The organism is Bacteroides sp. FSHCM14E1 (assembly GCF_019633785.1).
GTDB lineage: Bacteria > Bacteroidota > Bacteroidia > Bacteroidales > Bacteroidaceae > Bacteroides > Bacteroides hominis.
Window position 1 is genome coordinate 119,926 of sequence record NZ_JADKYL010000005.1, and the last position, 12,980, is coordinate 132,905.

The following is a 12,980-nucleotide window of genomic DNA, read 5'->3' on the forward strand; positions in this document are numbered from 1 at the left end:
ATTGTTTTTAATTCTATTTGCCATAAAAGCCTGTCTAAATTTCCTTCGTCTGTTTTTTCACAGAATACAGATACTCCCAAAAGGATAGAAAGAGACTAAGAAATCAATTATAAAACGACAAATTCCTCTATTCAAAGTGCTAAAGGACCGAAAACAAACGTATCTAAAATGGTAATTAAACTTCATCCTGGCTACCAGGATGAACTTGGCTTGTACGAAGAAAACATTTCTCTAAAGATCAAGATATACTTTACTCTGAATCTTTCGGATTCTGAGTTTTAACTTTGTGATGAGCATATCTGAAGTCAGAATAAAAAAGAGAGAGACGTTATCTTCAATAACACCCCTCTCCTCTACTTTATTTAAATAATCTATTGAAAACCGAATTATTCTTCAGCAACCTCTCCAATCTTAGTTGGCCAATAAGGATTCTGGTATAATACAGACGTTTCTACTTTTTCATCCGGAGACAGCAATTCCATCTCGCGAACCGGCACAGGGTTGAGATAATGAGCTTTCTGCCAGGTATAACCGTCGTATACGTCATTATTGGCTTTCAAAATGGCATAAGGACGCAAATACTTAAAGGTACGTGAAGAGATATTGGAACCTTCTTCACCGGAATCTTTAAATGTAATCTCAGCACCATTCTCATCTTTGTTAGCCGACTTATACATTTCATCCCAGAAATTACATCCTTCAGGCATATAGTTTTTCGTCAGCAAGTGATCCATCGAACGCCAACGAACCAAATCATCCCAACGCATACCTTCACCAATAAATTCACAACGACGCTCACGACGTATATTTAATAAGGTAGCATCTACAACCTGGGCACCTGAATACTTACCCCAATCTGTTTCCTGATTCAAATCAGTCGCATTGATAGTTTTTGTAAAATCAGGATCCAATCCGGCACGTTCACGAATAGCTCTCCAATACTGAGCCGCTTTGCCTGCCACATTGCCATTCTTCATATAATAAGCTTCCAGATAATTTAGATAAGCCTCAACACCACGGTAAATAATACATCCTGTAGTTGATTCAGCCTTTCCCCAAACATTCTGTGCCATATCAAAGCTGGCATATTTACGAATGCGATATCCTGTCTGGTCTCTCATCTCTTCACGGTTAGACACCGGGTGTGGAGCAAACATTTTCACCGTACCCGCTTCTTCGGTTGAATATACAGGCACAAAATTACTTTCACCAAACATAAACAACTGAAGACGATTATCACGATTTGCTTTCACATTATCCAATGTAGCATCACCTTTGTAAGGAGCCGCACTGCTTGCCGCATACCAAGGTAAACCATCCTGCATCAAGAAACTTTCAACATAGCTTTTCAACAAACCATGATTAGAACCGGATGCAATCCATGCCGGAGCACCATGCATGATAGAGAAGCTACCGGTTTTTGCATATTGACGCCAGAAAAGCACTTCATCATAGCCACTCAAATCAACAGTAGCATACATCTCAAAATAAGGATTCCATCCGGATGTAATAGAAGGATTAGCCGGGTCCGCAACTTTCGTGTTGGGTGTCAAAGTGATTTTATCTGCCACTTCTTCCGCAGCCTTCATAGCCTCTGTCAAGAAGAAATCAACTTCTGCTTCCACATCCAACGAAAAATTAGGATGCACTTTCTTTCCCGGCCAGTTGTCATCTCCCGGTACCCTTCCTGTACCTTTATGGTACCTTTCGAAAGAAGCTTCATACAATGCTACCCGTGATTTAATCAACAAAGCCGTCTCACGATTCAAACGAGTATTATTCTTAAATCCCTGACTATACATCATACTGGCAGCGTCATCCAAATCTTTCAAGATAAAACGGGCAACCAGATTACGAGGCTGACGAACACCTTTCTCCATCAGTACCGCTTTATCGTCAGGAAGAACTTCCGTTATGATCGGAAAATCACCATAATTACGCAACAGATTATAATACACAAGCGCACGCATCAAATGCATTTCTCCAATATAATGACGAATATCAGCATCCGCTCCGGCAACTTCACCCGCTTCATATTTAGGCACAGCATTTTCAAAGAAGTAATTGCAATAACGGATATTACTAAAACTCCAGTTGCCATCACTGGAAGGAACTTTCCAAAGTCCTTTTACATAACGGCTACTACGCCCTCCGGCTACCATATTATCTGTTCCGCCATCATTATTGGCTATGCCTGCTCCATAACCGCCATGCGAAGAAAAATAGTTCTGATACTTCGCTATGGAATAAGCAGCGAAATGGTCTACTGTCTGAAAATAGACTTCCGGTGTGACAGAAGAAAGCGGTTCTCTGTCAAGAAAGTCATTACAGGATGTGAGTGTCAATGCCCCTCCTGCAATAAAACATGCTTGTATAAACAGATTTTTTATTTTAAGTTTCATAATACTTCAATTTAGAAATTAATGTTAACACCGACAGATATTACTCTTTGCAAAGGATACAGTTTACCGGATCCTGTTCCGGCCAAACTTCCGGTAGCCTCCGGATCGAAAATCTTAGAAAGGCTGGTGATTGTAGCCAGGTTATCTCCTGAAAGATATACACGTACAGAAGAGATTCCGGCTTTTTCTGTCCACACCCGAGGCAATGTATAACCCAACTGAACATTTTTCAAGCGCAGATACGCACCATTCTGCAAATAACGTGTCTGGACTTGGGTATTACGGCCACCACTAAAGTTAACACGTGGATAATACGCATCTAAATTAGCACCCAACGGGTCACCTTCCGGACGGAAGAAATCCCAATGTTCAGTAAATCCGGTAGATTGCCATTCATTTCCTTGTCCGTTGGCTCCCCAGAAATAACATCCGTCCAACCACAGGTCACGTTTTCCGATTCCCTGCATGAAAATACTGAAATCGAATCCTTTCCACGCAGCGTCCAACGTAAGACCATATTTCAAGCGAGGGGTTGAATTACCGATAATGCGATAGTCACCGGTATCTCCTAACTTATTAGTACCATTGCTTATTTTTCCGTCACCATCCAAATCGGCATACATAATGTCACCGGCTCCCCAACTGGTTCCCAAAGAAGACTGATCAACTTTTGCCAAATGGGCATCCATCTCTTCCTGTGTTTTTGCAATGCCAATTGTTGTCAATCCCCAAATATCATTCAAGTGTCTGCCTTTATAGTACGAACCTACATCATATGAGTCATTCGGATAACGCAAAATTTTCTGTTGGTCATCAGAAAGCACTAATTTAGCTCCATAAGAAACTTCACCAATCCGGTCTCTCCAATTCAACTCCAACTCAAAACCATATGATTTCATATCCGAGTTGTTGATTTTAGGAACTGAAGTTCCCAACAGACTTGAAAGTTCAGGAGCCGGACCAATCATATCATAAGTATAACGTACGAAATAGTCGAATGAACCAGACAAACGATTATTAAAGAAAGACCAATCCAAACCGACATCCCAAGTCTCTACTGTTTCCCATGTTTTCTTAGAACTGACAATACCCGGATTTGTAGCATAGTTAGGACGTTCGCCATTTACTAACCAACCATAATTAGACCCTACAGGCATAGTCTGATAAAATGGATACCAAGCATCATTGGTATTCGTATTACCCAACTGTCCCCATGAAGCTCTTAACTTTAAACTTCCCATATTGATCTTTTCAGCAAAGCTTTCCATAAATGGTTCGCGGGCGATATTCCAACCGGCAGAAAACGAAGGGAAGAATCCCCAACGTTCTTTTCCGACAAAACGGGAAGAACCATCATATCGGCCATTAGCCTCAAACATATAGCGATCTTTATAACTCCAGTTGACACGCGCAAAGAAACCGGCTACAGAGTTGTCGGCATAACCACCATAAGCCTGTGGGTCATCAGTTGCCGTATTAATAGTCGGTACCCCCGGAGTAATCAATGTGTTTTTCTCAGCCGTAATGTTTCTGGTTTTATATAACTCTGCATTAAAACCAGCCATCACTTTAAAATAATGTCCGTTATCGAACTGTTTGAAATAGTCCGAATAAATATTTGTGGTATAATAATTTTCCTTCCAACTATATTCATTCACGCGAGAAGAACCTGCCGCATAAGAACCATATCCCATATCCCACACTGTATAATAGGGATCTCCATCTACATTGTAGGCATAAACAGGTAATACTTCCCAATGCTGATATTGAGTAGTGGTACGTACACTACCTTCAAGATTGATTTTCCAGTTTTTAATAGGCTCAAAAACCAGTTGCAACTGATTCGTATAAAAATCTTTCTGGCTGTTCTGCTTTCCTCCATTTTCCATCTGCTCCACTTCACCTTCGTCCATAGGGAATCCGTTAGGATCATAAGCCGGATGCACAGGCCATTTACGAGCTAAGTTATGGAAAAAGTTTCCTGTCAAGTAAGTAGGACGTTCAAAATCCTCACGGGTCCATTTAGTAGAATATGCCACCTTGAACCAGTCAGTGACAGCCGTTGTGATTTTACCATTCAGTGTGTAACGTTGAAACTTGTCAGATCCATGACGCATTAAACCTTTCTGATCCAGAAAACTTCCACTAATCAAGTATTGGGTTTTGTCCGTACCACCATTAATACTAAGGTTATGTTCCTGAGATGGCGCCCAATGATCATAAAATTCTTCAAACCAATCCGTGTTTCCATTCGCACTAGCCCATTTTTGCCAAATACCTGCTCCATTATCAACTGTAGTAGCTTTCAACGTTCCTTCTTGATAGGCTTTGATGCGTTCCATTACGGCAGGTGCAAAAATATCACCGCCACTTTTATTAGCAGAAGCACGATTGAAGTACTGAGCAAAAGTGTAAGAATCCATAATATCGGGAATACCAATAGCATCAGAAAAACGTGCGCTACCGCTATATGACACATTTGTCTTACCGCTCTTACCACTCTTTGTAGTTACAAGAATCACACCGAACGAAGCTCTTGCACCATAGATAGAAGCCGATGCAGCATCTTTTAATACCGAAACAGATTCGATATCGTTAGGATTGACAGTATTCAGATCACCCTCAATGCCATCAATCAAAACCAATGGAGAAGAACCCGATCCATCACCGATCGTTCCGGCTCCACGAATATTCATGTTCAATGTTCCATCCAGAGAACCACCGTTATTGCCAACAGTAAGATTCAAACCGGGAACAACCCCCTGTAACGCTTGTGAAGCATTTGCTACCGGCCGTGCTTCCAATGCATCAGCACTAACCATACCTACAGCTCCCGTAACGTTCACCTTCTTTTGTGAACCATAACCTACTACAACAACCTCATCCAGAACTTCCGAATCTTCTTTCAGCACAATATTATAAGTGCTTTCAGAACCAACTTTAATAGTTTGTTGTTTATAGCCAATATAACTCACCAAGAATTGTGAATTAGGCGCCACTTTTAACGAGAACTTACCATTTAAGTCAGTAATTACTCCATTAGTGGTTCCCACTTCTACAACACTTGCCCCAATAACGGGATCTCCGGTAACATCTGTTACCACCCCCGAAATCGCCTTTACCTGTGCCATCACATTAAACGATAGCAAACAGCCCAACAAAATAAAAAGGACTTTTTTCATAAATTGATTTTTAGTTAATAAAAAAGGAAAATTATCTCTTCTAAATCTCTTAAATATAAACACCTGAAAATGAGCACAGTCCTATCGGTACTTGGTTATATGGTATAACAGAAATAAGGACAATAAATATGCAATAATCTAAACATCAATTGTTTATCTTACAAACGAAAGATTTTAAAAAAATATTTTCGTACAAATGTTCACAAACAAATTTATTATGGTGAAAAGTAGTGAATCATCAGGCTATACTTTTCATCTTTTCTTGTGTTCGGAAGCCACTTTTATGTAAGTGAAATGAAGTGATCCATCTTTCAACACAAAGAAACATCTTATAACATATAATAAGGTTATTAGATATAATCTTTGGCACTTTTCAAGTTAATCAAACAGTATTTCAAAATAAAAACATATTACATTTGTCCATTTTAATGAAAGCAGTCTCATATATAATATAAGAAATCAATATTATATATATAGCACTCTTCCATAAACAATCTTTTATGAGAATCCGGAGCTGATTATCTTAGTTTTTCAATATTATTTCGGTTATATAAAAAATATATTTAAAATATACTTGTGAGTTTTTAATATAATATATATATTTGCAACGGTTTGATAGTATATAAATGAAAAGAAATAATAAATTTAACCTTTTTCATTTATTATTTAGGTAGTAAAAATACCAAGTACCGATAGAACTTAGTAAAAGCAATTATAATTATCTTTATTATTAACTAAAAAGCAATACTTATGAAGAAAACCATCTTCTTGATTTTGTGCTTATTATGCTCTATAGGAGCTATAGCTCAAACAAAATCCATCACAGGTGTGGTTACAGATGGTACCGGTGAATCTGTCATCGGTGCAAGTGTCGTTGAGGTAGGTACAACCAATGGTACAATCACTAACCTTGACGGCAAGTTCTCATTAACGATAGCTACTGGCGCTAAATTCACAGTTAGCTATATTGGTTACAAACCTCAAACAATTACTGTTAGCGCTGCAAACACTTACAATGTAGTACTGAAAGAAGATACAGAGGTATTAGATGAAGTGGTGATTACAGGATACGGTGGCTCACAAAAACGTGCAACTTTAACTACTGCTATTTCAAAGCTTGATAATTCTGTACTTAAAAATGCGGCTTTCAGTAATGCAGGACAGTCTTTACAAGGCTCTGTTACAGGTCTTCGTGTTGTTAACAAAACGGGGCAACCTGGTAGTGAACCGGATATTACATTGCGTGGAGGCGCTACTATTACAGGCGACAACAGCAAAGCTCTTATTGTAGTCGATGGTATTGTTCGCAATAGCATGAGTGATATTAATCCCTCTGATATTGAATCTATTCAGGTTTTGAAAGATGCCGCTTCAACAGCTATTTATGGTGCACGTGCCAATGGTGGTGTTATTTTGGTTGAGACTAAAAGTGGAAAAGAAGGAAAAGCATCTGTTAATTACAAATTTAAAATGGGTGTGAACTTCGCTCGTAAAGGCTATGATTTTTGCGATGCACACGATTATATTTATTATAACCGTATGGGCTACAAAAGAACCGGACGTACCAATGTCGATACACAAATGGGATATGGTATTGGAAATAACTTATTTGATATCCGCTATTTGACAGACGAAAATGCTAATCTGAAAAATGAAGGTTGGTCTTCTATGGCAGATCCATTTTATGATGGAAAAACGATCTTGTATAAAGACTACTCTGGTGAATTGGACGATGTGGTGTTTAACAATAGTGCTTTAACTCAAGATCATTATGTGAACATTACAGGTGGTAATGATAAAGGGACTTTTTCTGCAAGTTTAGGCTACTATAAAGAAGATGGTCAGATTAGAGGTACTGGTTACGAGCGCTTCAATGGTGCATTGAACGGTTCTTATAAAGTATTTCCTTTCCTGACAGTAAAGGCTAATGCGACTTACTCTTGGTCAACTCAACCGGAACTTTGGATCGGTCAATATGAATTTTTCTACCGTACACGTTCTCAACGTCCGACATGGAATCCTTGGAATGAAGATGGAACTCCGGCCTCCGGTTTCGGTACAGGAGACGGTAATCCCGATTATTACAGAGATAAGTTGACGAGCGAGAACAGCACTAATAAATCAACCTACAGTGTTGGATTTGCCCTTGACATTTTACCTAAAAAATTAGTGTTAAATGGAAATGCTTCACTTTATCGTTATGACTGGCAGAGAGAGAAGTTTAATAAATCTTATCAAGCTCAATCTTCTGCAACTCCTGATAATACACGTCAGGCTGAAGCTTATGTCCAGAAATACAATCAAATTCAGTTGAACGGAACACTGACATACACAGATACTTTTGCTGAAAAACACAATCTGGAAGCAATGGTAGGAACTGAATACTTCACCTATGATCAGTTCGATTTTGAAGCTAAAACCCAAAACTCTCCAACTGATGATATTCCTACCTTGAATGCTGGTTCTACAAGGACTTATACTTCTACAACTAAAACAGCATACCGTATTCTATCAGGGTTTGGCCGTATCAATTATAACTATGACATGAGATATTTAATTTCATTTGTTGCTCGTTATGATGGTATTTCAAAACTGAAAGATAACCGTTGGGGATTTTTCCCTGGTGTGTCTGTGGGTTGGAATATCATGGAAGAAAATTTCTGGAAGGATTCTAAAGTCTCAGAAGTTATTTCTAACTTGAAACCTCGTCTTAGCTATGGTGTAAATGGAAATGTAAATGGTATCGGAAATTTCGATGTATATGGTGCTTACTCTCAAGTAGGTGCAAAGACATATGGAGGTTCAACCGCATTCTACAACTCAGGCTTGGTAAACACCGGATTACGCTGGGAACAAAGTCAGTCATTTGAAGCTGGTCTGGACATCGGATTCTTAAACAATCGGTTAAGTTTCATTCTTGACTACTACAACCGTACTACTAAAGACTTGTTAACTAAACAAGCACTTCCGGGATATACAGGCTTTACAGAGATCATGACTAATATGGGAACTCTGCGCAACTATGGTTTCGAAATGGAAGTAAGAGCCAACATTCTGAATAACCCGAAAGGATTGACATGGGATGTTACAGCCAATCTGTCTTCTGTAGCAAACAAAATTGTGAAATTACCTTATAACGGCAATGAAAATAACCGTGTAGGTGGCTATGAAGTGGCAACCGGACGCAAAAAAGCCGATGGAACTCCTGAAACAAAATGGATTGCCGGCCGTCAGGAAGGTGGTAAATTGGGAGAATTGGTTGCTTACAAACAAAATCATATATTCAAAGATTGGGATGACGTGAAAAAGTATGCCAATAACCGCATCGACGAGGTAGCCAACTTATATGGTCCCGGACTTGCAGCCCAATATGCCGGAAAAGAAGGATGGCAACCGATCGAACCGGGTGATGTTTGTTGGGAAGATATCAATGGCGATGGTGTAATCAATGGATATGACCGTCAAGTAGTAGGAAATATATTTCCAAAAATTACTGGTGGATTCTCTACTACATTGGGTTATAAAAACCTCTCTTTATATGCTCGTTTCGATTACGCTTTAGGACATACCATTTATAATGATCTCGCAGCACGTTCTTTGGGACAGTATCAAGGTTCATTCAATATTATTAAAGAGGTAAAAAAGACATGGAGTGAGACCAATACTGATACAGATTTACCTGCATTCTATTACGCAGACCAGTTAAGCAAGAAAAATATTACACGTTCAAATAACGGTAATACAGCTATTGATAATAACAGTTCACGCTTCTATGAAAAGGGTGATTATCTGGCTTTGCGTGAATTGACATTAAATTATAATCTGCCTAAAGCATGGATCAGTAAAGTTGGCATGACAGATGCATCAGTCTATGTAACAGGACAGAACTTATTCTATATCACCGGATACACGGGTGTTTCTCCTGAGCCGGCTGTAGATACAACTTATGGTCGTGGAATAGATAACGGACGTTATCCAACTCCGAGAACAGTTTTATTCGGTTTGTCAGTGACATTCTAAATTATATATGATTAATACAAATAGCATTATGAAGAAAATATTTACATATATGTTAGCAGGGCTTTCTCTCCTGCTGTTTTCAAGATGTGATGCACTGGATATTGAACCTACCAGTTCTATTGCGGATAGTAATTACTGGAAGACTGAAGCTCAGTTCAGTACCTTTAATGTAGGTTTGCATGCATTACTTAGAGAATGTAGTTTTAATTTTTTCTTATTAGGTGAGCCTCGTGCGGACATTTATGGAGACGTTCCCTTTGGAGGAGAAGCCACTCAAGGTATGGAACGCTTGCCTTTCAATACGATAAATAAGGAAAACACAGGAATAACCAACTTTGCAGGAATGTACAAAGTGATCAATCAGATCAATTTGATGATCGCTAAAACCAAAGAAACGACTGTACTTCCCGAAGCTACTAAAAACTATTATTTAGGTGAAGCTTATGGTATGCGGGCATATCTTTATTTTCATTTATTGCGTTCTTGGGGAGATGTTATTCTCTATCTGGATTATACGAATGGAGCCTCTTTAGACTTAAGCAACCTCTCAAAAGCAGCCTCTCCTGCAGAAGATGTGATGAAACAAATCAAAGAAGATATCATTGCTTCTGAAAAGGCATTCGGCAGTGATTACTCTTTCAAATTCGGCAGATATTACTGGTCAATGGCCGCAACACAAATGCTGAAAGGTGAAGTTTATTTATGGAGTGGGCGTCAAATGGGTGGCGGCACAACAGATTATACTACAGCCAAAACAGCTTTACAATCAATTATCAGTAATGTAAATGTCAGCTTGCAGGATGATTTCTCAAAAGTATTTGCTTACAATAATAAAGATAATGCCGAAATTATTTTCTCTATACGTAATGCAAAAGATGAGTATAACATGTGGGACGATAGATTTAGACAAAACTTAGTACCACAGCAGGCATACATGACTGCAACTTACTGTAATAAAGAAGGAATTTCATTTAAAGATTTGCCTGAAGGACAACTTAACGGTTTGATTCGTCTGCAGATAAGATACGATTTGTATAATAAGGCATTCCGTGATGGAGATACCCGTAAGGACGCTTCCATGACAGCTGTTTACCAAAAGCAAGAAGATGGCACAATTAAATATATTGCTCCTTTCTGCAATAAGTATCAGGGAGTCCTGTTGGACGGAGCTTCACAGCGCAGTTTTTTGAATGATTACCCCATTTATCGATATGCAGACTGCCTGTTATTACTTGCCGAAGCAAAAGCGCTGTTGGGAGAAGATCCGGCAACTGAGATCAATCAAGTTCGTGAACGTGCTTATGGAAAAGAGTTCTTTGAGTTAAACAAAGCTACGCTATCTTATCCGAATGATAAAGGAGACTTCTATACGGATAATAAATACATGTCCGGTGATGAAGATCCTTTGGAAGCCATTTTGAAAGAGCGCATGCGTGAATTTATGTTTGAAGGGAAACGCTGGTATGATTTAAGATTATTGGGTGCAGACTATGTGACAAAGCGCACTTCTGCCGTTGCGACCCGCTTATTATGGCCGATTAATGAAAGTGTATTGACAGACAATCCGGCGTTAAAACAGACTCCGGGATATGAAAATTGATTAGTTAGTATAAGCGGGGAATGTCCGGCCGGACATTCCCCGCTTTATTTTGTTCTCCTCCATCTGCATATATAAAAATCGGCTCTATGATTGGAGAATAAGGAGTAATGTGTGTATGGCAATGAAAAAAGAGAAGCTGTCTCAATAATAACCGAGACAGCTTCTACATTTAATAAATAATCATATTTAAAACCTATTGATTAAGTTTTATTTTTCATATCCAGGTGTCTGTTTCAGCAACGGATTGACACTCATAATGTTAACATCAATAGGCCATAACAACTTGTATTCCTCGCTTGGGTCCAAAAGAGGTTTATCCGAAGGATAATTCGCAGTAGCAGAGAAAGCAAGAGATTTGCCATTAGCATCATGCATACGTACTACATCAAACCATCGCTTACCTTCCCAAACAAACTCTTTATCACGTTCCTGGAGAATGGTCAATTCATTCTCTGCATAATTTCCTTCCGTATATTTATTAGCCTCATAATTGGAGCCATATGCACGTTCACGCACTTCATTAATATAACCTGCGCAAGGATTTCCTAAACCATTTTCTATTTCAGCCATCATCAATAAAGCATCGGCATAACGGTAAACAATCACATCGGTATCATAAATACGATTGTTGTTCGAGTTGATAGAACCAATAGCCTTAAGCATAACACAACCAAAGCCTTCTTTATTCTTTTGGGTATAATATTCTAAGAATGTTGCATCACGACGAGTGTCTTTATCGCTATAGCTTTTCCAGAAATCTTCTGTATATTCATGGCGGAATGTACCTCCGGTACCTTTCAAATTTAATGTATCCGTTTCAATTTTATTATCATCACGGTCATATACCTGTCCAATGAATACTGCCTCCTGATAGAGGAACATGCCTCCCCAGTTTGTAGCTTCGCCATCAGCAAAATGTAAGGTGAAAATAACCTCTGCATTATTACGGTTAGCTGTACTAAATACATCGCTGAATTTATTTAATAGCTGAAATTTGCCTATCACTCCATTCAGAGCTGTTTTGGCTGTTTCTAAATCCGATCTTCCAGAAGCTGTATAGCCATTTATTGAAACTTTAGCAGCCCACATATAAATTTCCGCTTTCAACATCAGAGTAGCAGCTTTAGACCACATTGTCTTATCATATTTATTGGTCACTTCTTCTGTACCAAAATAGTTTTCAGATTTACCGATATCTTCTTTTATGAAGGCCATAGTGGCCTCGGGTGTAGCACGTTCGACATAAAATTTATCTGCAGTCACTTTGCCATCCAGCAACTCGACTGTTGTTACAATAGGTACTCCGCCGTAAGTTTTATAAAGCATAAAATAATAAAGAGCCCTTAAACCATATGCTTGTCCTAAATAGGCTTTTCTGTCTGCCTCACTTAAAAAATCACATTCATTCTCAACTTTTTGAATGAAATGATTAACTTGCATAATCGGGCTATATAATCCAAACCAGTTGCTGAATCCCGGATTATCCTGGCTTAAAGTGTTGGTACGCAATATGGCATAGTCCAAACTGGTGTTTTGTGAAGAACTACCAACGCGCTGTGTACCACCGCGCAATTCTCCCAAACAATAAAACATATTATAGTTACCTCTCAATTGAGAGTGCATGCCATTCATAAACCCTTCCACCTGGGCTTTATTATTCCAGTAGTTGCCGCTTCCGAAATAGTCTTCCGGAGCGAGATCCAATGCATCGCATGAAGTGTAAAGCACAGACGATACAAATAAGGAAATGATATATATTATCTTTTTCATAATTTG

5 protein-coding genes are annotated in these 12,980 nt (G+C 38.8%); 2 read left to right on the forward strand and 3 right to left on the reverse strand.

Annotated elements, in window-relative coordinates; translation table 11 throughout:
- Positions 1-386: 386 nt before the first annotated feature.
- Together ISX59_RS09900 and ISX59_RS09905 are read right to left on the reverse strand one after the other, a co-directional pair.
- A complete protein-coding gene (locus ISX59_RS09900) occupies positions 387-2,402 on the reverse strand; it encodes a RagB/SusD family nutrient uptake outer membrane protein (RefSeq protein WP_005776516.1) in 2,016 nt (671 codons plus the stop codon).
- A gap of 11 nt (positions 2,403-2,413) precedes the next feature.
- On the reverse strand, positions 2,414-5,584 hold the full coding sequence (locus tag ISX59_RS09905; protein WP_005809005.1) for a TonB-dependent receptor: 3,171 nt from the start codon (positions 5,582-5,584) through the stop codon (positions 2,414-2,416).
- 750 nt (positions 5,585-6,334) lie between these two features.
- Between ISX59_RS09905 and ISX59_RS09910 the strand changes: the two genes are divergently transcribed.
- Together ISX59_RS09910 and nanU are read left to right on the forward strand one after the other, a co-directional pair.
- Positions 6,335-9,604, forward strand: a complete 3,270-nt coding sequence (locus ISX59_RS09910) for a TonB-dependent receptor (RefSeq protein WP_005776513.1) — start codon at positions 6,335-6,337, stop codon at positions 9,602-9,604.
- Positions 9,605-9,632: 28 nt separating this feature from the next.
- Positions 9,633-11,204, forward strand: a complete 1,572-nt coding sequence (gene nanU / locus ISX59_RS09915) for a SusD family outer membrane lipoprotein NanU (RefSeq protein ID WP_005809006.1) — start codon at positions 9,633-9,635, stop codon at positions 11,202-11,204.
- 207 nt (positions 11,205-11,411) lie between these two features.
- On the opposite strand, the gene ISX59_RS09920 is transcribed toward nanU, so the two are convergent.
- Positions 11,412-12,974, reverse strand: coding sequence for a RagB/SusD family nutrient uptake outer membrane protein (locus ISX59_RS09920; RefSeq protein WP_005809007.1), 1,563 nt, complete (start codon positions 12,972-12,974; stop codon positions 11,412-11,414).
- Positions 12,975-12,980: the final 6 nt, after the last annotated feature.

Bases quoted from the DNA above. Each gene is read 5' to 3' on its own strand.
- ISX59_RS09900 (WP_005776516.1), bottom strand. From the start codon at position 2,402: ATGAAACTTAAAATAAAAAATCTGTTTATACAAGCATGTTTTATTGCA.
- ISX59_RS09905 (WP_005809005.1), bottom strand. From the start codon at position 5,584: ATGAAAAAAGTCCTTTTTATTTTGTTGGGCTGTTTGCTATCGTTTAAT.
- ISX59_RS09910 (WP_005776513.1), top strand. From the start codon at position 6,335: ATGAAGAAAACCATCTTCTTGATTTTGTGCTTATTATGCTCTATAGGA.
- nanU (WP_005809006.1), top strand. From the start codon at position 9,633: ATGAAGAAAATATTTACATATATGTTAGCAGGGCTTTCTCTCCTGCTG.
- ISX59_RS09920 (WP_005809007.1), bottom strand. From the start codon at position 12,974: ATGAAAAAGATAATATATATCATTTCCTTATTTGTATCGTCTGTGCTT.